Origin of the sequence: Burkholderia sp. AcTa6-5 (genome assembly GCF_017815075.1) — a bacterium.
Classification (GTDB): Bacteria; Pseudomonadota; Gammaproteobacteria; order Burkholderiales; family Burkholderiaceae; genus Burkholderia; species Burkholderia sola.
In genome coordinates this window covers 269,833-290,714 of record NZ_JAGIQE010000001.1, presented here as the reverse complement: position 1 = coordinate 290,714, position 20,882 = coordinate 269,833, and the positions used below count along the sequence as shown (strand labels likewise).

Annotated in this window: 13 protein-coding genes and 1 riboswitch; of the genes, 9 read left to right on the top strand and 4 right to left on the bottom strand. The window is 67.2% G+C overall.

Going from position 1 to position 20,882, the window contains the following annotated elements; translation table 11 throughout:
* Positions 1-20: 20 nt before the first annotated feature.
* Positions 21-1,049 carry an alcohol dehydrogenase AdhP gene (adhP, locus tag J8I33_RS01200; RefSeq protein ID WP_050014086.1) on the bottom strand — a complete coding sequence of 343 codons (1,029 nt, stop codon included), beginning with the start codon at positions 1,047-1,049 and terminating at the stop codon, positions 21-23.
* Between the two features lie 382 nt (positions 1,050-1,431).
* Between adhP and J8I33_RS01195 the strand changes: the two genes are divergently transcribed.
* Both J8I33_RS01195 and otsA read left to right on the top strand, forming a co-directional pair.
* Positions 1,432-3,516 carry a TonB-dependent receptor gene (locus tag J8I33_RS01195; protein ID WP_209932670.1) on the top strand — a complete coding sequence of 695 codons (2,085 nt, stop codon included), beginning with the start codon at positions 1,432-1,434 and terminating at the stop codon, positions 3,514-3,516.
* A 515-nt stretch (positions 3,517-4,031) separates the two neighbouring features.
* Positions 4,032-5,438, top strand: a complete 1,407-nt coding sequence (gene otsA, locus J8I33_RS01190; protein WP_209928659.1) for an alpha,alpha-trehalose-phosphate synthase (UDP-forming) — start codon at positions 4,032-4,034, stop codon at positions 5,436-5,438.
* 157 nt (positions 5,439-5,595) lie between these two features.
* Here otsA and ftsH read toward each other — a convergent pair whose 3' ends face one another.
* A complete protein-coding gene (gene ftsH, locus J8I33_RS01185; protein WP_209932668.1) occupies positions 5,596-7,572 on the bottom strand; it encodes an ATP-dependent zinc metalloprotease FtsH in 1,977 nt (658 codons plus the stop codon).
* Between the two features lie 457 nt (positions 7,573-8,029).
* Between ftsH and J8I33_RS01180 the strand changes: the two genes are divergently transcribed.
* Positions 8,030-9,694, top strand: coding sequence for an acid phosphatase (locus J8I33_RS01180; RefSeq protein WP_209932666.1), 1,665 nt, complete (start codon positions 8,030-8,032; stop codon positions 9,692-9,694).
* 98 nt (positions 9,695-9,792) lie between these two features.
* Here J8I33_RS01180 and J8I33_RS01175 read toward each other — a convergent pair whose 3' ends face one another.
* Entirely contained in the window at positions 9,793-11,658 is a 1,866-nt protein-coding gene (locus J8I33_RS01175; RefSeq protein ID WP_209928655.1) for a phosphoenolpyruvate carboxykinase (GTP), read from the bottom strand.
* A 789-nt stretch (positions 11,659-12,447) separates the two neighbouring features.
* On the bottom strand, positions 12,448-14,031 hold the full coding sequence (locus J8I33_RS01170; RefSeq protein ID WP_050014091.1) for an isocitrate lyase: 1,584 nt from the start codon (positions 14,029-14,031) through the stop codon (positions 12,448-12,450).
* 401 nt (positions 14,032-14,432) lie between these two features.
* Here J8I33_RS01170 and J8I33_RS01165 point away from each other — a divergent pair, with 401 nt between their 5' ends.
* The 6 genes from J8I33_RS01165 (at position 14,433) to J8I33_RS01140 (ending at position 20,881) form a co-directional block, all read left to right on the top strand.
* Positions 14,433-14,954 carry a YbaK/prolyl-tRNA synthetase associated domain-containing protein gene (locus J8I33_RS01165; protein WP_209932664.1) on the top strand — a complete coding sequence of 174 codons (522 nt, stop codon included), beginning with the start codon at positions 14,433-14,435 and terminating at the stop codon, positions 14,952-14,954.
* Entirely contained in the window at positions 14,951-15,589 is a 639-nt protein-coding gene (locus J8I33_RS01160) for a helix-turn-helix transcriptional regulator (protein ID WP_050014093.1), read from the top strand. The genes J8I33_RS01165 and J8I33_RS01160 overlap by 4 nt, the downstream gene beginning before the upstream one ends.
* Positions 15,590-15,640: 51 nt before the next feature.
* On the top strand, positions 15,641-16,615 hold the full coding sequence (locus tag J8I33_RS01155) for a threo-3-hydroxy-L-aspartate ammonia-lyase (RefSeq protein ID WP_209932661.1): 975 nt from the start codon (positions 15,641-15,643) through the stop codon (positions 16,613-16,615).
* Between the two features lie 223 nt (positions 16,616-16,838).
* A riboswitch (cobalamin riboswitch) is annotated at positions 16,839-17,032 on the top strand.
* A gap of 216 nt (positions 17,033-17,248) precedes the next feature.
* The gene (locus tag J8I33_RS01150) at positions 17,249-19,177 is read left to right on the top strand and encodes a TonB-dependent receptor (protein WP_089489393.1); all 1,929 of its coding nucleotides are present in this window, start codon (positions 17,249-17,251) and stop codon (positions 19,175-19,177) included.
* Between the two features lie 128 nt (positions 19,178-19,305).
* On the top strand, positions 19,306-19,857 hold the full coding sequence (locus J8I33_RS01145) for a TetR-like C-terminal domain-containing protein (RefSeq protein WP_348522293.1): 552 nt from the start codon (positions 19,306-19,308) through the stop codon (positions 19,855-19,857).
* A gap of 22 nt (positions 19,858-19,879) precedes the next feature.
* Positions 19,880-20,881 carry an alpha/beta hydrolase gene (locus tag J8I33_RS01140; protein WP_209932659.1) on the top strand — a complete coding sequence of 334 codons (1,002 nt, stop codon included), beginning with the start codon at positions 19,880-19,882 and terminating at the stop codon, positions 20,879-20,881.
* Position 20,882 lies beyond the last annotated feature (1 nt).

The window sequence follows — 20,882 nt, the reverse complement described above, 5'->3', positions numbered from 1 at the left end:
GCGTGCGCCTGTTCACCGCATCAATGCATGTCCGTCAGCACGATGCGGCCGTCGACCTTCCCTTCCCGCAGCTTCGCGAAGATGTCGTTGATGTTGGCGAGCCGGTCGCGATGGATGTGCGCGCGCACCAGGCCGTCCGCCGCGAAATCGAGCGACTCCTGCAGATCGCGCCGCGTGCCGACGATCGACCCGCGCACGGTGATGCCGTTCAGCACGGTCGAGAAGATCGGCAACGGGAAATCGCCCGGCGGCAAGCCGTTGAGCGCGACCGTGCCGCCGCGACGGACCATCCCGAGCGCCTGCGCGAACGCGCTGCGCGACACGGCCGTGACGAGCACGCCGTGCGCGCCGCCGATTTCCTTCTGGATCACTTTCGCGGGGTCGTCGACCGACGCATCGATCGTCAGGTGCGCGCCCAGTTGCCGCGCCAGCGCGAGCTTGTCGGGCGAGATGTCGATGGCCGCGACGTGCAGGCCCATCGCACGCGCATATTGGACGGCCACGTGCCCGAGACCGCCGATGCCGGAGATCGCGAGCCACTGGCCCGGCCGCGTGTCGGTGACGCGAATGCCCTTGTAGACCGTGACGCCCGCGCACAGGATCGGCGCGATCTCGTCGAACGCGACCTGCGCGGGCAACTGGCCGACGTAATCGGGATCGGCCAGCACGTATTCCGCGTAGCTGCCGTTCACCGAATAGCCGGTGTTCTGCTGGCCATGGCACAGCGTTTCCCAGCCCGTGCTGCAGTACTCGCAATGGCCGCAGGCCGTGTAGAGCCACGGCACGCCGACGCGATCGCCCTCGCGCACGTGCGTGACGCCCGCGCCGACCGCCGCGACGATCCCGACGCCTTCGTGGCCCGGGATGAACGGCAGCGACGGCTTGACGGGCCAGTCGCCGTCGGCCGCGTGCAGATCGGTATGGCAGACGCCCGACGCCTTGATGTTGACGAGAATCTGGCCCGGCCCCGGTGCGGGAATCGGAACTTCCTCGATGCGCAACGGCTCGCCGAACGCGTGTACCACGGCCGCTTTCATGGTCTGGGTCATGCGTTGCTCCTGTCTGGTCGATGAGCAAACCAGTATCCGGTTTCGGTATCGGAGCACGTTGATACGCGTCAACGCATCGGAACGATGCGACGGTCGACGCGACAGCCCGAGCCGGCGGCCGCACGCTGCCCCGCCGCTCACGCGACTATTTCACCGATCCGACAGAAACCCGACGGAGCCCCGCCATTCGGCTTGGAATTTGAAATGATATAACATATCATTCGCGTGCTCGTCCGCCTGACGCCGTTTCAACCCAGGTGGCCGGGCCTCGCCGAGCCACGTTCCAGCGGGTCATTGCGCGCCAGTGACGCAACAATATATCGTATCCAGCGGTGACCCGCATCGCTCGTTATCCGATCCGATTCCAACCGATTCACCGACCATGCGCGACCTTCCTCGCTTACCGCTTCGCCCGCTCTCGTCCCTGTCGTTGATCCTGTTCGCCGCCGCTGCTCACGCGCAGACCGACGTCCCCGCCGCGGCCGGCACCCATACGCCTGCCGCCGCGCCGCTCGCGCCGATCTTCGTGACCGCGAACCCGCTCGGCGACACCGAACTGATCGCGCCGACCATCCAGCTTTCCGGCGAGGCGCTGACGCGCCGCCAGGCCGATTCGCTCGGCGAAACGCTCAACGGGCTGCCCGGCGTGTCGACCACCACCTACGGGCCGATGGTCGGCCGTCCGATCATCCGCGGGATGGACGGCGACCGGATCCGGCTGCTGCAGAACGGCGTCGCGGCGTATGACGCGTCGTCGCTGTCGTACGACCATGCGGTGCCCGAGGATCCGCTGTCGATCGAGCGCGTCGAGATCGTGCGCGGCCCGGCCGCGCTGCTGTACGGCGGCAACGCGGTGGGCGGCGTGGTCAACACGATCGACAACAGGATTCCGCGCGAAGCGATCGAAGGCGTGACCGGTGCGCTCGATGCGCGCTACGGCGGCGCGAATTCGGTGCGCGCGGGCGCCGCGCAAGTCGAAGGCGGCAACGGCCGCTTCGCGTTCCACGTCGACGCGTTCGACCGCGAAACGAGCAAGCTGCGGATTCCCGGCTACGCGCGCAGCAGCCAGCAACGCGCGATCGACGGCCCCGACACGCCGCAGCCGGAAGGCAACGTACCGAACAGCGACGGGCGTGTGCACGGCGGCGCGGTCGGCGCGTCGTACACGTGGGCGGACGGCTTCGCCGGTCTCTCGTACAGCGGCTACGAATCGAACTACGGCTCCGTCGCGGAAAGCGACGTGCGGCTGCGGATGCGCCAGGAACGCCTCGCGTTCGCGTCCGAGGTGCGCAACCTGAGCGGGCCGTTCACGAAGCTGAAATTCGATTTCGCGTACACCGACTATCGCCACAAGGAAGTCGACAACGGCGAGACGGCGACCACCTTCCGCAACCGCGGCTACGAGGCGCGCATCGAGGCGCGCCATCGCAAGATCGGCCCGTTCGAAGGCGCGATCGGCGTGCAGTTCGTCCAGAACACGTTCTCGGCGCTCGGCGACGAAATGCTCGTGCCGTCCACGCGCACCAACAGCGTCGCGCTGTTCGGCCTCGAGGAATGGCAGGTCGTCCCCGCGCTGAAGCTGAGCCTAGGCGGCCGCTTCGAGCACGTGAAGGTCGATCCCGATCCGGCCGGCATCGAGAAATTCGCGGGCGCGCAGCCGCGCGACTTCAATGCGGGCAGCCTGTCGGCCGGCGCGCTGTTCTCGCTGACGCCGGTTTGGTCCGTCGCCGCGAACGTCGCGTACACCGAACGCGCGCCGACCTTCTACGAGCTGTATTCGAACGGCCCGCACGATGCGACCGGCCAGTTCCTGATCGGCAACCCGAACGCGTCGAAGGAAAAAGCCGTGTCGACCGACCTGTCGCTGCGCTATGCGAGCGGGCCGAACCGCGGCAGCGTCGGCGTGTTCTACAACCGCTTCTCGAACTACCTGACCGAATACAACACCGGCCGCGTGGTGGACGACGACGGCGCGCCCGTCGCGCCGGGCACCGACGGCTCGCTCAACGAGGCGATCTATCGCGGCGTGCGCGCCGAGTTCTACGGCATCGAGCTGGACGGCAAATGGCGCGCGTTCGCGCGGCGCGGCCACACAGTCGATCTCGAACTGACGGCCGACTACACGCACGCGCGCAACGTCGACACGGGCCAGCCGCTGCCGCGCATCGCACCGCTGCGCGCGACGCTCGCGGCCGACTACGGTTACGGCCCGTTCGGTGCGCGTGCGCAGGTCACGCATGCGTGGTCGCAGCATCGGGTGCCCGACGACGACTTCTCGACGGACGGCTACACGTCGCTCGGCGTGATGCTGACGTATAAGTTCCGCGTCGGCCCGACGCACTGGCTCGCGTACCTGCGCGGCGACAACCTGACGAATCAGGAAATTCGCTACTCGACGTCGGTCGTGCGCGGCTTCGCACCGCAAGGCGGCCGCAGCGTGATGGCCGGATTGCGCACGACGTTCTAACCGCGGTACGGCTCGCGGCGCCCGCCGCGGGCCGCTTACCGATGCGAATCCGAACTGGCTGCACGCGCACGAAGCCGACATGCGCCACTGGCGACCGGCTTCCGCGTGACGGCATACGCGACGGAGACGACGATGCGCATGCCGTCATGCACGCATGCGCATGCGTCGGTACGATCACGCGTCATTCGCGCCGCTCGCCGCACAGCCTTGTGCCCACTGCGTCACAGCGTGCAGCAAATTTCGGTCCCGCTCGGGCATCGCCCGTTGCCGCACCGCCGTCATGGGATACCGCGCGACAGGTTCGCGCGCGCCGTTCGTCGACCCGGACTTTTAAAACGCACGAATGACGAGTATCCTAAAAAAGCACTTTTCGACCGGACGGCGAATCGCGTGCCCCTGACTCCCGTCCGATCGCCATGCGGCCCCGTCGTATCGCGCACCGCGCGCCGATGGCGGCGTATGCCTGTCGCGCCCTGGCCGCACGAACCTTTCCCCAACAATCGTCAGGAGAGCTGGTGAGCCGACTCGTCGTCGTATCCAATCGCATTGCAGATCCCCGTAAAGCCGCGGCCGGCGGGCTCGCCGTCGCCGTGAAGGACAGCCTGCAGGAAACCGGCGGCGTCTGGTTCGGCTGGAGCGGCAAGCTACGCGGCGGCGACGATCGCCCCACGCATGGCGACGACGTGCAGATCCAGAACGTCGGCGGCATTCAGCTCGCGACGGTCGATCTCGATCCGCAGGACTACGACGCTTACTATCTCGGCTACTCGAACAACGTGCTGTGGCCGGTGTTTCACTACCGGCTCGATCTCGCGCAGTTCGACCGGCGCTTCGCCGACGGCTACCGGCGCGTGAACCAGCTGTTCGCGCGCAAGCTGCGCACGCTGCTGCGGCCCGACGACGTCATCTGGGTCCACGACTATCAGCTGATTCCGCTCGCGGCCGAGCTGCGCGCGATGGGCTGCACGAATCCGATCGGCTTCTTCCTGCACATTCCGATGCCGCCGCCGCCGATCATGGCCGCGATCCCGGAACACGAATGGCTGATGCGCTCGCTGTTCGCGTACGACCTCGTCGGCTTCCAGACCGAATCGGATCTGCTCCACTTCGAGCATTACGTCGAAGCGGAAGCCGGTGCGGCGCGGCTGCCGGACGGCCGGCTGCGCGCGTTCGGCCGTACGTTGTCGGCCGGCGCGTTCCCGATCGGCATCAACGTCGACGAGTTCGAATCGCTCGCGCGCGATCGCGACGGCCTCGACATGTTCGAACGCATGCGCGACGAGTATTCGCGCCGTCAGTTGCTGGTCGGCGTCGACCGGCTCGATTACACGAAAGGGCTGCCGCAGCGCGTGCATGCGTTCCGCGAGCTGCTCGAACAGTATCCGGAGAACCGCGACCGTGCGACGCTGATCCAGATCGCCGCGCCGAGCCGCGAGGATCTCGGCGCGTACGACGACCTGCGGCGCGAGATGGACAGCCTGTGCGGCGCGATCAACGGCGACTACGGCGAGCTCGAATGGATGCCGATGCGCTACATTCACCGCACCGTCGCGCGCAAGCGCCTGCCGGGCCTCTACCGCGCGAGCCGGGTCGCCCTCGTCACGCCGCTGCGCGACGGGATGAACCTCGTCGCGAAAGAGTTCCTCGCCGCGCAGGACGCGGCCGATCCGGGCGTGCTCGTGCTGTCGCGCTTCGCGGGCGCGGCCGAGCAATTGAAGGCCGCGCTGCTCGTCAATCCGTACGACACGCAAGGCACCGCGCAGGCAATCCAGCGCGCGCTCACGATGCCGCTCGAAGAGCGCCGCCAGCGTCACGCGGCGCTGATGGCGATCATGCGCAAGACCGACGTGCACTGGTGGCGCACGCGCTTTCTCGAAGCGCTCGCCGAAGCGGCCGAAGTCGCGGCCGCGACCGAATCCTGACGCGCTGACGCGCGCCTACGCCCCGTCGTCATGCATTCGAGCGCGCCGCCGTTCGACTGATACGTGCGCGTCGCTCAGCGCGACGTCGTGGTGGGAAAGACCATAAAGAAAGCGTGCGACGTCGGAATATCGGCGCGCGCCGGTCCAGGCAGCGGCTTCAGCGATCGGATTCGTGCGACCGTCCGTACGCGACGAAATCGCGCTCGACGGTGGACGCCTGCTCCGTTTCGATCGCGCCGCCGCGCGCACCGGCGTCGTCGCCCGACGAGGCCGACGCGGCCAACGACGGTTCGATGCGTGCGTCGATCAGCGCCTGCAGCGCGTCGCGTTCGAGCACCTCGCATTGCAGCAGCCGTCGCGCGATGCGTTCGAGCGCGTCGCGACGTTCGCCGAGCGTCGCCGCGACGCGCGCATGCGCATCGGCCAGCAGCGTGCGCACCTCGTCGTCGATCATCCGCGCGGTGTGCTCGCTGCAGCGGCCGTCGCCCGCATGCCATGCGCCGGGCAGGCCCTGGCGCGCGGCACCGTCGTCGAACGTCGCGAGCCCGATCTTCTCGCTCATCCCGTACTGCATGACCATGTGGCGCGCCATCGCGGTCGCGCGTTCGAGGTCGTTCTGCGCACCGGTCGACACGTCGCCGAACACGAGTTCTTCCGCCACGCGCCCGCCGAGCAGCGCATCGATCCGGTCGAGCAGCTCGCTGCGGCGCAGGACGTAACGATCCTCGGTCGGCACCTGCTGCGTGTAGCCGAGTGCGGCGACGCCGCGCGGAATGATCGACACCTTCTTCACCGGATCGCAATGCGCGCGGCTTTCCGCGACGAGCGCATGGCCGGCTTCGTGATACGCGATGGTCAGCTTCTCCTGCTCGTTCATCACGCGGCTCTTGCGCTCGAGGCCCGTCAGCGCGCGGTCGATCGCCTCGTCGAAGTCCGCCATGCCGATCGCCGGCTTGCCGAGTTCGGCCGCATGCAGCGCGGCCTCGTTGACGACGTTCGCGAGATCGGCGCCGACGAAGCCCGGCGTGCGCGACGCGAGCTCGCCGAGATCGACGTCGGCGGCGAGCTTCACGCGCTTCACGTGCACGTCGAGGATCTGGCGGCGGCCGTTTACGTCGGGCCGGTCGATCGCGATGTGACGATCGAAACGGCCCGGGCGCAGCAACGCGGGATCGAGGATCTCGGGCCGGTTCGTCGCGGCCATGATGATCACCCCGGAGCCGGCCTGGAAGCCATCCATCTCGACCAGCAACTGGTTGAGCGTCTGTTCGCGCTCGTCGTTGCCCGACATCGGGCCGACGCCGCGCACCTTGCCGAGCGCATCGAGCTCGTCGACGAACACGATGCACGGCGCCTTCTGCTGCGCCTGCTCGAACAGGTCGCGCACGCGCGCGGCGCCCACGCCGACGAACATCTCGACGAACGCCGAGCCGCTGATCGAGAAGAACGGCACGGCCGCCTCGCCGGCCACCGCGCGCGCGAGCAGCGTCTTGCCCGTGCCCGGCGCGCCGACGACGAGCACGCCTTTCGGAATCTTGCCGCCGAGCCGCTGGTAGCGATCGGGGTTGCGCAGGAACGCGACGAGCTGCTGCAGTTCGGCCTTCGCTTCGTCGATGCCCGCGATGTCATCGAACGTGATGCCGGTCTCCTGCTGCACGTACACGCGCGCGCGGCTCTTGCCCATGCCGGTGAAGTCCTGCAGCCCGCCGCGCTTGCGCAGCATCATGTTCCACACGAACACGAGCAGCATCAGCGGCAGCAGCCACGACGCGAGCGACGCGATCCAACCGGTGTCGGGCGTGCCGTGATAGCGGATGCCCGCGGCGGTCAGCGTGTCGATCAGGTGTTCGTCGGTCACGCGGCTGGTCGTGAAGCGCCACGGCGCGCCAACCTGCTGCACGACCGCCGCGTCGGACGCCGGCAGCATCGCGCCGGCCTGCGGCATCTTCAGCGCGCCCGAGATCGACGCCGGGCCGACCTCGAGATCGTCGACGAGCCGCGCGGCGACGAGCCGGTGGAAATCGCTGTACGCGATCGGCGTCGACGTCGGGTGCAGCATCAGCAACTGCGCGGCGAACAGCACGAAGAAGCCCGCCGCGATCAGCAATCCCGGGTAGTCGAATTTCCTGTCCATCGCATCGGGCCTGCCATCTCCGCTGCGCGGCGTGCGCTCACGCCGGCACGCGCGCAACCGGTACGCGGCCGCCATGCGAAAACGACTTGCATCCGCGCATCGTCGCCTCGCCGTCTCGCGTCGTTCGTCGCATCGATGCCGCCTCGACAACACCGTCGTCGGCATTGCCGGGCGATCCTCGCCCGGGCGGCACGCCGTGACGCACCGCCCTCGATTCCAGTCTAGTTCGTGCGCGGGCGTCGCGCCGCTCGCCGCGCAGCGTCGAATCGTCGGACGAACGGCTTTCATCCGCCCCCTTGCCGCGTTATAGTCGCGTGCATGACATTTTTGTGACAGTCGCCTCGCGCCGCCGCGCGCGAGGCCGGCCGTCTCATCCCGTCCCGCGTCGCGGCAGCCCGCGCGGCGCCGGCGCGCATCGAACGACAATGCCCACCCGCCCATCCGAGGAGCCCACGACGTGAACGACACCCCCGATCGCCCCGACGACCTACCCGCCGATCCCGACCGCCGCCGTGTGCTCGGCGGCCTCGCCGCACTCGGCGCCGGTGTCGCGCTCAGCGGCTGCGAAACCACCGCGGGCAACGCGCCGCGTTCGGCCGCCGACCTGCGCATCGACGAAGCGCTGCGCCAGCGCGTGCGCCACATCGTCGTGATCTATGCGGAAAACCGCAGCTTCGCGAACCTGTACGGCGATTTCCCGGGCGTGCGGTATCCACTGAGCGAAGTGCGGCCCGAACACGCGCAGCAGCTCGATCGCGACGGCAAGACGCCGCTGCCGGCGCTGCCGAAGATCTGGGGCGGGCTCGTGCCGCAAGCGCAGGAAGTGGACGGCAAGCGCTACGCGATCGCCGAGCGCGACATCGACAAGCTGCCGAATGCGCCGTTCCGGATTTCGGACGCGCAAGGCAAGCCGCTGCCGAACGGCGTGATCACGCGCGACCTGTGGCATCGCTTCTACCAGAACCAGATGCAGATCGCGGGCGGCCGCAACAACCAGTTCGCCGCGTGGGCCGATTCGGGCGGCCTCGTGATGGGCCATTACCGCAATTCGGCCGACACGCTGCGACTGTGGAGTCTCGCGCGGCAATACACGCTGTGCGACAACTTCTTCATGGCGGCCTTCGGCGGTTCGTGGATGAACCACATGTTCCTAATTTCCGCGCAGCCGCCGCTGTATCCGGACGCGCACAAGCATCCGCATGCGGCGAAACTGCTGTCGAAGGTCGAAGGCGACGACCCGGCCGGCACGCGCCTGAAGCTCGCCGACGATTCGCCCGCGTCCGCGCTCGACGGTCCGCCGAAATTCGCGGTCGACGGCCCGCTGACGCCGGACGGCTACGGTGTGAACACGATGGCGCCGCCGTACCAGCCGAGCTACGTGCCGCCGCCCGATCCGGGCAACGCCGCGTATGCGGATCCGGCCGACCATCGCGTGATGCCGCCGCAGGGCTACGCGACGATCGGCGACCGCCTGTCGGAAAAGAATGTCGACTGGGCGTGGTACAGCGGTGCATGGCAGTATGCGCTCGAGCATCGCGACACGGGAATGGTGCCCGACTTCCAGTACCACCACCAGCCGTTCAACTACTTCGTGAACTACGCGCCGGGCACCGAAGCGCGCCGCAAGCATCTGCGCGACGCGGGGCTCGGCGACGAGCCGTCGACCAACCACTTCATCGCCGACATCGACGCGGGCCGCCTGCCGGCCGTCACGTTCTACAAGCCGCAAGGCAACCTGAACATGCATGCGGGCTATGCGGACATCGAATCGGGCGACCGCCACATCGCGACCGTGATCGACCATATCCGGCGCGGCCCGCAATGGGAAAACACCGTGATCGTGATGACGCACGACGAGAACGGCGGCTGGTGGGATCACGTCGCGCCGCCGGTCGGCGATCGCTGGGGCCCCGGCTCGCGGATTCCCGCGCTCGTGATCTCGCCGTTCGCGAAAAAGGGCTTCGTCGATCACACGCTGTACGACACGAACTCGATCCTGCGCTTCATCAGCCGCGTGCACGGCCTCGCGCCGCTCGACGGCGTGGTCCTGCGCAACAACGCGTTCGCCGCGCGCGGCGCGACGCCGCCGGGCGATTTGACGAACGCGCTCGATCTCGGCTGACACCCGGCCGAGCGCCAGAAACGACGACGCCCCGGGCCATGCGATGGATGGCCCGGGGCGTTCATGCCGCTTTCAGGTGGTGACGTCGATGCCGCTCGTCAGCCGCCGATACGCCGCTCGATCTTCTTCATCGTCTCGGTCATTTCAGCCGGCAAGCGCAGCTTCAACGTATCGAACAGCGCCGCGTGCAGCTTCAGTTCCTCGCGCCATTCGTCGGCGTTCATCGACGTCACCGCATCGAACTGATCGCGCGTGAAATCGAGGCCATCCCAGTGCAGATCTTCATACGCGGGCGACACGCCGAACGCATGCTCGCCGCCACCGCCCGTGCCTTCGAGACGATCGAGCATCCACTTCAGCACGCGCATGTTCTCGCCGAAGCCCGGCCACACGAACTTGCCGTTCGCGTCCTTGCGGAACCAGTTGACGCAATAGAACTTCGGCAGCTTCGCGCCGGCGGCTTCGAGCTGCTTGCCGAGTGTGAGCCAATGCGCGAAATAATCGCTGACGTTGTAGCCGCAGAACGGCAGCATCGCGAACGGATCGCGGCGCACGACGCCCTGCTGGCCGACCGCGGCCGCGGTCGTCTCGGAGCCCATCGTCGCGGCCATGTACACGCCTTCGACCCAGTCGCGCGCTTCGGTCACGAGCGGCACGGTCGTCGAGCGGCGGCCGCCGAAGATGAACGCGTCGATCGGCACGCCGGCCGGGTTTTCCCAGTCGTCGTCGATCGACGGGCACTGCGCGGCCGGCGCGGTGAAGCGCGAGTTCGGATGCGCGGCCTTGCGGCCGGTTTCCTTGCCAATCTCGGGCGTCCACGGATTGCCCTGCCAGTCGGTCAGCTTCGCGGGCGGCGTGTCGGTCAGCCCTTCCCACCACACGTCGCCGTCTTCCGTCAGCGCGACGTTCGTGAAGATCACGTTTTCCTTCAGCGTGGCGATCGCGTTCGGGTTGGTCTTCACGCCCGTGCCCGGCGCCACGCCGAAGAAACCGGCTTCCGGATTGATCGCATACAGGCGGCCGTCGCGGCCGGGCTTCAGCCACGCGATGTCGTCGCCGATCGTCGTGACCTTCCAGCCGTCGAAGCCCTGCGGCGGGATCAGCATCGCGAAGTTGGTCTTGCCGCACGCGGACGGGAACGCGGCCGCGACGTGATACTTCTTGCCGGCCGGCGACGTCACGCCGAGGATCAGCATGTGTTCCGCGAGCCAGCCCTGATCGCGCCCCATCGTCGACGCGATGCGCAGTGCGAAACACTTCTTGCCGAGCAGCGCGTTGCCGCCGTAGCCCGAGCCGAAGCTCCAGATCTCGCGCGTTTCCGGAAAGTGCACGATGTACTTGACCGGATTGCACGGCCACGGCACGTCCTGCCGGCCGGCTTCGAGCGGATGACCGACGCTGTGCACGCACGGCACGAAATCGCCGTCCTCGCCGAGCACGTCGTACACGTCGCGCCCCATGCGCGTCATGATCCGCATGTTCACCGCGACGTACGGGCTGTCGGACAACTCGACGCCGACGTGCGCGATCGGCGAGCCGAGCGGGCCCATCGAGAACGGCACGACGTACAGCGTGCGGCCGCGCATCGCGCCGCGGAACAGCCCGTTGAGCGTCTCGCGCATTTCGGCCGGCTCGATCCAGTTGTTGGTCGGGCCGACGTCGTCGCGCGACGCCGCGCAGATGAACGTGCGATCCTCGACGCGCGCGACGTCCGACGGATCGGATTGCGCGAGATACGAGTTCGGGCGCTTCGCCGGGTTTAGGCGCGTGAGCGTGCCCTGGTCGACCATCGCCTGGCACAGCGCGTCGTATTCTTCCTGCGATCCGTCACACCACACGACACGCTCGGGCTCCGTGAGCGCCGCGATGCGCGAGACCCAGTCGATCAGCTTGCGATGTTTGACGAAGGCCGGCGGAGCGATCAGCGGGCCGTGTGTCGCTTCGGCCAAAGTGTTTTGCGACATGAGGATGTCTCCAGATTATTGGGCGGGGATGGGGGATGCGGGGCGAGCCCGCGAGATGGGGAATGCGTGCGGAGCGCAGGAAGATGCGGCGCGCAGGACGGGACGCGCGAGCGGAGCGCGCGTCGATGCCGCGATGCGGGCGAGAGAAGATGAAGTCTCGTTAGAAAGTGCGAACACGAGTTTCGCCATGCAAGCAACCTGCCATACAACTCCATGCCGGCCAGCATACCATCGCCGTTATTGACGAGGCGTTGCGTTGCAACAAGAAACAATTGTGACGACGTGCCGGCATGCGCGTTGCAGACAGGCGCTTTTTACGGCGTCGTCCCGCGCGCTTTGGGGACGAAACGAGCGCGACGACCGCCCCGCAAGGGTTTCGCACGAACGGCAATTTCAACCTGCCGGCCGTGCGCACGAACCACGCGAACCCGCGCCGTGCGAGTTAGCGTTTTCGCTACTCAGGCAAACCCTGAATTAGGTTGTGTACACAAACATCCCGTTCGAATACCCGATGCACGCCCCTGCTTAAAACGGTGCGCGCGGCAATCCGGGGTAATACGTGCGCACGCTGTTCGACAGCGTTCGCAATGACGAGAAATTCCAGCGCAATGTGCGCCGAGATGATGAACCGCCGCGGGCGTTTCATCGATTTCGAACCGATCGACGTGGTGTCGACGAGCCAGTACGCAGTACGTCGTAAAGGCCATGTACGGGTAACGCACGGCGATCGCGCAGACAAAAAAACGCCAGCCCCGAGGAGCTGGCGTCGTGCTGCGGATCTGACGATGATCAGAACTGGTTCATCGTGTTGTCCTTGCCCGCTGCCTTCAGCGCCGCTTCGCCGCTGAAGTATTCCTTGTGATCGTCGCCGATGTCCGAACCGGACATGTTCTGGTGCTTCACGCACGCGATGCCCTGACGGATTTCCTTGCGCTGCACGCCCGCCACGTAGCCGAGCATGCCCTGGTCGCCGAAGTATTCCTTGGCCAGGTTATCGGTCGACAGCGCAGCCGTGTGGTACGTCGGCAGCGTGATCAGGTGGTGGAAGATGCCTGCTTCACGCGATGCATCGGCCTGGAACGTGCGGATCTTCTCGTCGGCGAGCTTGGCCAGTTCGGTTTCGTCGTATTCGACGCTCATCAACTGCGCACGGTCGTAAGCCGACACGTCCTTGCCCTCGGCCTTCATCGCATCGTAGGCCTGCTGGCGGAAGTTCAGCGTCCAGTTGAACGACGGGCTGTTGTTGTACACCAGCTTCGCGTTCGGGATCACCTTGCGGATCTCGCTGACCATGCCGCCGATCTGCGCGATATGCGGTTTTTCGGTTTCGATCCACAGCAGGTCGGCGCCGTTCTGCAGCGACGTGATGCAGTCGAGCACGCAGCGCGCCTCGCCCGTGCCGGCGCGGAACTGGAACAGGTTGCTCGGCAGGCGCTTCGGACGCAGCAGCTTGCCGTCGCGCTTGATGACGACGTCACCGTTGCCCAGCTGGTCGGCCGACAGTTCTTCGCAATCGAGGAACGCGTTGTATTGATCGCCCAGGTCGCCCGGCGTGTTCGTCACGGCGATCTGCTTGGTCAGGCCCGCGCCCAGCGAATCGGTCCGCGCGACGATGATGCCGTCGTCCACGCCCAGTTCCAGGAACGCGTAGCGGATCGCGCGGATCTTCGCGAGGAAATCCTCGTGCGGCACCGTGACCTTGCCGTCCTGGTGGCCGCACTGCTTCTCGTCCGACACCTGGTTTTCGATCTGGATGCAGCACGCGCCCGCTTCGATGAACTGCTTGGCCAGCAGGTAGGTCGCTTCCGCGTTGCCGAAGCCGGCGTCGATGTCGGCGATGATCGGCACGACGTGCGTGACGTGGTTGTCGATCTTTTGCTGGATCGCGGCCTTCGCAGTCGCGTCCTTCGCGGCATCCAGCTCGCGGAACAGGCCGCCCAGCTCGCGGGCGTCGGCCTGGCGCAGGAACGTGTAAAGCTCGCGGATCAGCGCGCTGACCGAGGTCTTTTCGTGCATCGACTGGTCAGGCAGCGGGCCGAACTCCGAGCGCAGCGCGGCGACCATCCAGCCCGACAGGTACAGGTAGCGGCGTTCGGTGCTGTTGAAGTGCTTCTTGATGGAGATCATCTTCTGCTGGCCGATGAAGCCGTGCCAGCAACCCAGCGACTGCGTGTACTTGGACGGATCGGCATCGTACGCGGCCATGTCGGCGCGCATGATCTTCGCGGTGTACTTCGCGATGTCCAGGCCGGTCTTGAACTTGTTCTGGGCACGCATGCGGGCCGCATACTCGGGGCTGATGGCATTCCACGCGCTGCCGTGGTTTTCCTTCAAGCCAGCCACTGCCTTGATGTCGTCTTGATATTGGGACATGTCTATCTCCTGGGAACGAAGCGCATTTGAGTAAAGGGGTTCAGCGTGCCCGCCGCGTGTGACGAAGCGAACTGCATGGACTCAATAGTAATCCTGTCCCACGCGTTTTCGGCGAAGTCTTATATAAGACATAAGATATAAATTTCTCTTGTTTTTCAATTAGATAGCCAGTCGTTTTTGCGATGCAAAACACGGTTTCAAGCGGCGGTAAAACGCGGCGGCAGGAATTCGGCCTGCATCCCGCAATATGAAACCCCCTTTCGGCTGCTGAAGAATCGGCGCGCTTCGCGCACACTGGCGCCACGACGCCCGCCGCCCTTTGTCATATCAATGACAAAACGTCTATACTTGGACGATTATTTGACCCGTGCGCCTCGACGCGTGGGCCTGCCTGGAGCGACATGAACGACTCTCCCGTTTTCGACACGCTTTGCGAACTGCTGACGACATCCGGCGCGCGTTTTCGCGTGCTCGAGCATCCGGCGGAAGGCAAATCCGACGCGATCGCCGCGCTGCGCGGCACCCGCCCCGAACAGGGCGCGAAGGCGATGCTCTGTACGTTCAAGGATGGCGGCGACGGCGCCGCGCTCGCGGTGATTCCCGGCCATCTGAAAATCGACTTTCGCAAGGTCGCCGATGCGGTCGGCCGGCGCAAGGCGACGCTCGCGTCGCCCGACGTCGCGGCCGCCGTCACGCGCTGCGTGATGGGCGCCGTACCGCCGTTCGTGTTCGATACGAACGTGGCGCTCGTCGTCGATCCCGCGCTGGTCGAGCGCAACGCCGAGATCGCGTTCAACGCGGGCCGCCTCGATCGCTCGGTCGTGCTCGACGCGACCGACTACGTCCGGATCGCGCGCCCGTTGCTGGCCGACATCACGCGGCCGGAAACGACGGACGCCCCGACACACCAGGATCACGCATGAGTACAACCCGCAAACCGCTGCTGTCGGAGCAGGCATCGCTGATCGAACAGGTGCAGCGCATCGCCGAAGGACTCGGCGAGATGTTCGCGCCGTTCACCGAGGTCGTCGTGCACGACCTGCGCACGCCGGAGCACGCGATCCTCGCGATCCACAACAACCTGTCCGGACGCGCGGTCGGCGATCCCGCGACCGAACTCGGCCTCGCGCGCATCGCCGACGACGATTTCCCGCAGGTGCTCGCGAACTACCCGAACCGCTTCGCCGACGGCCGCACCGCGAAAAGCACGTCGATCGGCATCAAGGATTCGACCGGGCGCTATGTGGCCGCGCTGTGCCTGAATGCCGACGTCACGCTGTTCCGCGGCTTCCAGGGCATGCTGAACCAGTTCTGCCGCACGGACGGCGAAGCCGTCGTCGACACGCTCGACCCGGCCGGCGCGGACGCGATCCGGCAGCGCATCGACGCCTTCGCGACGCGCCTTGCGACGACGCCGCGCGAGTTGAAGACCGACCAGCGCCGCGAGCTGATGCAGACGCTGAAGGCCGACGGCTTCCTCGAGGTGCGCCGCGCGATGGAGATCGTGTCGCAGCATCTCGGCGTGTCGCGCGCCACCGTCTACAACGATGCGAAGTGACCCGGTGCGCCCCCCATTCCAGTCGACTGACTTTTCAATCCTCCAGCAACCATGAACTCTCCCGCTCTCCCCACGTACGACGACGTCGCCGCCGCCGCGACCCGGCTCGAAGGCCACGCGCACCGCACGCCGGTGATGACGTCGCGGACGATCGACGACGCGCTCGGCGCGCAGGTGTTCTTCAAGTGCGAGAACCTGCAGCGCATGGGCGCCTTCAAGTTCCGCGGCGCGTTCAACGCGCTGTCGCGCTTCAACGCGGAACAGCGGCGCCACGGCGTCGTCGCGTTCTCGTCGGGCAACCATGCGCAGGCGATCGCGCTGTCGGCGCGCATGCTCGGCATTCCCGCGACGATCGTGATGCCGCAGGACGCGCCGGCCGCGAAGATGGCCGCGACGCGCGGCTACGGCGGCAACGTCGTGACCTACGATCGCTACACCGAGGATCGCGAGCAGATCGGGCGCGATCTCGCCGAGAAGCACGGGCTCACGCTGGTGCCGCCCTACGATCACCCGGACGTGATCGCCGGCCAGGGCACCGCGGCCAAGGAACTGTTCGACGAAGTCGGCCCGCTCGACGCGGTGTTCACGCCGCTCGGCGGCGGCGGGCTGCTGTCGGGCACCGCGCTCGCCACCCGTGCGCTGTCGCCGCACGCGAAGCTGTACGGCGTCGAGCCCGAAGCCGGCAACGATGCGCAGCAATCGTTCCGGTCCGGCACGATCGTGCACATCGACACCCCGCGCACGATCGCCGACGGTGCGCAGACGCAGCACCTCGGCAACCTCACGTTCCCGATCCTGCGTCGCGACGTCGACGACATCCTCACCGCGACGGACGCGGAACTCGTCGACTGCATGCGCTTCTTCGCCACGCGTATGAAGCTCATCGTCGAGCCGACCGGCTGCCTGTCGTTCGCCGCCGTGCGCCGAATGAAGGATGCGCTGCAGGGCAAGCGCGTCGGCGTAGTGATCAGCGGCGGCAACGTCGATCTCGAGAACTTCTGCGCGCTGGTGTCGGCACCGGCCTGAGCGTCGCGGCACGCATCGATAACGACACGCGCCGGCCGTCGGCCTTCGGAACGACGGCCGCCGGTTCCGGCGCGACCGGACGCGTTCGAACCCGGCCGTTTCTTCAGACCTGAAACACGGCCCGCGCCCCTCGAACGAAAGGATTCGGAAAGCCGCCGCCGGGCAATGACGTTTTTTCGCACCCGCGCGCGGCCGGACGATTGACGTCCCTGACCGCCCGCCATTACCCTTGCGCGCTGATGGTTCCCGGAGACGGGATCAAAAGGGAACGCAGCAGGGGCAACGCCCCGAATCTGCGGCTGCCCCCGCAACTGTGAGCGGCGAATCCGTGCCACCGCATGCCACTGGGAAACCGGGAAGGCCTGCACGGATGAGGACCCGCGAGCCAGGAGACCTGCCATCGACCCGAGGTCCACGCAGCCGCACCGGGCGGGGTGTCCCGATGCGCGCGGCACCGCCCCCGGCGGTCGCCCGTTGCATGGACGGCCCGACCTCAGGATCCGTCAGATGTCCATCGTTCCCGAATCCGCTTCCCGACCCGAAGCGTCGCACCGACGCGCCGTCGGCATGCGCCACCTGCCCGCCCTCCGCCCGCGATCGCCGTACACGTCACACGCCTCGTCCCGCCGCCTCATGAACATTCGTCACCTGCTCGCCACGTCCGCCGCCACCGCGCTGCTTTCCCCGCTCGCCCACGCGGCCGGCGAAACGGCGCTCGCGCAGCCCGCCGCGCCCGCGCCCGGCGCGGACCTGCCGACGATCAGCGTGACCGACACGCGGCACCTGCCCGAATCGTTCGACCGACGCTATGCGTCGACCCAGGTGCTCACGCGCGAGGACCTCGACCGGCTGTCGCCCGCCGACCCGAGCATCACGCAGGCGCTCGCGACGCTGCCGGGCGTGACCGTCGCGCAGAACGGCGGGCCCGGCTCGTCCGCGTCGGTCAGCATCCGCGGCTCGTCGGCGAGTCAGGTCGCCGTGTTCATCGACGGCATCCGGATCGGCTCGCCGACCACCGGAATCGCGCCGTGGGCCGACCTGCCGACCGAAGCGTTCGAGCGCGTCGAGGTGATCTCCGGCCCGGCCGCCGCGTCGTTCGGCAACAACGCGATGGGCGGCGTCGTGCAACTCTTCACGCGCCGCGCCGCCAACCAGCCGAACCGGACCACCGTGTCGGCCGGCGGCGGCTCGAACAAGACGTTCGACACGCAGTTCCGCACGTCGGGCACGGTGCCGTCGACCGGGCCGCTGGCCGCGCTCGGCGGCCTCACCTATTCGCTCGGGCTGCACGACTACAACACGGCCGGCATCGATGCGACGCGGCCGTTCTTCTACGGCCACGAAGACGGCCGCAATCCGTATCACGCGCAGGATCTCGACGCGCGGCTCGGCTATGCGCGCGACAACTGGTCGATCTCGACGTTCGCGCTGTATCACCGCTCCGATCTGTCCTACGACAACAGCGGCTACGCGAATCGCGAGCTCGACCACCAGTTGACGACGGGCGTTGCGTTCCATCTCGACATCACGCCCGATACGCAGTTCGACCAGTCGTTCGGCTATGCGAACGACCGCCAGTTCATCTACGCGGACGACCCGGCCCTCGCGACCGACCAGATCAATTCGCAGCGGATCAGCACGTCGACGTCGCTGACTCATCAGGAGCACGGATTCCACCTGTTCGGCCTGCCGTTGTCGGGCGAATCGAAGCTCGCGTACGACTTCACGCGCGAACAGGCGTTCCTGCCGGTCGACATTCCCGGCGGCGTGCCGACGCGCAACGATTCCGCGTTCTCGCTGCACCAGTCGGCGACGCTCGGCAGCGTAACGATGTTCGTCGCCGGCCGTCACGAGATCATCGCCGGGCAAGCGGTGAACACCGGCAACGCCGCACTGTCGTGGGCGATCACGCCGGTCTACACGGCGCGCATGTCGTACGGCAACGCGTTCCGGCTGCCGACGTTCAACGACCTGTACTACCCCGGCTACGGCAACCCGAACCTCAGCCCGGAACGCAGCACGTCGGTCGAGGCCGCGCTCGACGCGAACACCGCGTACGGCACGTTCACCGCGGCGATCTACGACACGCGCGTCAACAACCTGATCGCGTACAACCCGGCGACGTTCTCGCCGATGAACATCGGCCGCTCGCATATTCGCGGCATCGACCTGTCGTACAAGGGCACGATCGGCCGCTCGACGCCGATCAGCGTCGCGGTCGGCATCCTGAATCCGCAGGACGAAACGAACCGGACGTGGCTGAGCCGCCGGCCGCGGCAAACGGTCAGCCTGAACGTCGATCACACGTGGGACGAACTGAAGCTGCATGCGCTGAGCACGGGCGCGTCGCTGCTGTACGGCGGCTCGACGTTCGACGATCCGGCCAACCGGCAGTATCTGGCGTCGTACCTGACGGTAAACCTGCGCGCGTCGTACCGGATCAATTCGCACCTGACGGTGTCGGCATCGCTGTCGAACCTGTTCGACCGGCAGTACATGACCGCGTACGGTTACAACACGCTCGGGCGTACCGCGTTCGGCAAGGTCAGTTATACGTTCTGACGGCCCCACGCATCGGCGCAACGCGCCACGCCGGCACGCGCATGAAATTGACATCGCGCCGAAAGCTAATAGAATTAGGTTTTTGACTAATCTTCGTAGCATTCGTCATGGCGCGTGCCGGCCTTACCGTGGACAAACTCGTCGAAGCCGGCGCGCAACTCGCCGATGAAGCCGGTTTCGAGCACCTCACCGGCGCGGCGCTCGCGCGGCATTTCGACGTGAAGCTGGCGAGCCTGTATTCCCATATCCCGAGCTTCGACGATCTCAAGAGCCGCATCGCGCTGTTCGCGCTGCAGGAACTGGCCGATCGCGCCGCCGACGCGCTGGCCGGCCGCACCGGCAAGGACGCGCTGGCCGCGCTCGCGAACGTCTATCGCGACTACGCACGGGCGCATCCGGGCCGCTTCGCCGCCGCGCGCCATCCGGTGGGCGCCGAGCGCGCCGCCGCGAGCGCGGGCGGGCAGCTCGTCAGGATGACGTCGGCGGTGCTGCGCAGCTACGACCTGCCGGATGCCGAGCACGCGCATGCGATCCGCCTGCTCGGCGGCTTCTTCATGGGCTACGTGACGCTCGAAAACGCCGGCGGCTTCTCGCACAGCGCACCGGATGCCGACGCGTCGTGGTCGCGCAGCCTCGATGCGCTCGACGCGATGCTGCGCCACTGGCCTTCGCCCGCATGACGCCCCGAACGGAACCCAAGCGATGACAGACAAACCCGACGGCGTCGTGCTGCCGAGCCGTGTCGTTCCCTTCCCGACCTCGATCAGCGATGAAGCGCGCGCCGCGCTGCAACGCCTGACCGGCGACGACGGCGTGCCGCTGAACGCGCTGCACGCGATGCCGGCCGTCGACGACATCGACGCATGGATGCGCGTGAAGGCCAGCGCCGACGCGCATTACGCGACCGCTGTCGCGCAGTTCGCCGGCTCGTTGCGTTCGGGCGTCGAGACGATCCGGGTCGGCGCTGCGGACGTGCACGTCGCGACACCCGAAGCGGCGCTGTCCGGCGCATGCGCAATCATCGACCTGCACGGCGGTGCGCTGATCGTCGGCGGCGGCGCCGCGTGCCGTGCCGGCGCGCAAATGCAGGCCGACCGGCTCGGCATTCGATGCTACGGCGTCGACTACCGGATGCCGCCCGAGCATCCGTATCCCGCCGCGCTCGACGACTGCGTCGCAACCTATGCCTACGTGCTGAAGCATTACGCACCGGAAAACGTCGTCATCGGCGGCCGTTCGGCCGGCGGCAATCTCGCGGCCGCGATGGTGCTGCGCGCCCGCGACGAGGGCCTGCCGCTGCCGGCCGCGCTGGTGCTGCTGTCGCCGGAAGCCGACCTGACCGAATCCGGCGACAGCTTCGAAACGAACCGGCTCGTCGATGTCGTGCTGCCGGCGCCGCTGATGGCGAACAACCTGCTCTACGCGAACGGCGCCGATCTCGCCCATCCGTATCTGTCGCCGCTGTTCGGCGATTTCGCGGCCGGCTTCCCGCCGACCTTCATCCAGAGCGGCACGCGCGACCTGTTCCTGTCGAACGCCGTGCGGCTGCATCGCGCGTTGCGCCGCGCACAGGCGCCGACCGAACTGCACATATTCGAAGGGATGCCGCACGGCGGGTTCATGGGCGCGCCGGAGGATATCGAGCTGAGCCAGGAAATCGCACGCTTCGTGCATGCGCACTTGCATTTGCACGCATCGAATTGAG

Coding starts and splice junctions, on each gene's coding strand:
- J8I33_RS01170 (WP_050014091.1), bottom strand. CDS start 14,031: ATGTCCCAATATCAAGACGACATCAAGGCAGTGGCTGGCTTGAAGGAA.
- J8I33_RS01155 (WP_209932661.1), top strand. CDS start 15,641: ATGAACTCTCCCGCTCTCCCCACGTACGACGACGTCGCCGCCGCCGCG.
- J8I33_RS01165 (WP_209932664.1), top strand. CDS start 14,433: ATGAACGACTCTCCCGTTTTCGACACGCTTTGCGAACTGCTGACGACA.
- adhP (WP_050014086.1), bottom strand. CDS start 1,049: ATGACCCAGACCATGAAAGCGGCCGTGGTACACGCGTTCGGCGAGCCG.
- ftsH (WP_209932668.1), bottom strand. CDS start 7,572: ATGGACAGGAAATTCGACTACCCGGGATTGCTGATCGCGGCGGGCTTC.
- J8I33_RS01195 (WP_209932670.1), top strand. CDS start 1,432: ATGCGCGACCTTCCTCGCTTACCGCTTCGCCCGCTCTCGTCCCTGTCG.
- J8I33_RS01175 (WP_209928655.1), bottom strand. CDS start 11,658: ATGTCGCAAAACACTTTGGCCGAAGCGACACACGGCCCGCTGATCGCT.
- J8I33_RS01160 (WP_050014093.1), top strand. CDS start 14,951: ATGAGTACAACCCGCAAACCGCTGCTGTCGGAGCAGGCATCGCTGATC.
- J8I33_RS01150 (WP_089489393.1), top strand. CDS start 17,249: ATGAACATTCGTCACCTGCTCGCCACGTCCGCCGCCACCGCGCTGCTT.
- J8I33_RS01140 (WP_209932659.1), top strand. CDS start 19,880: ATGACAGACAAACCCGACGGCGTCGTGCTGCCGAGCCGTGTCGTTCCC.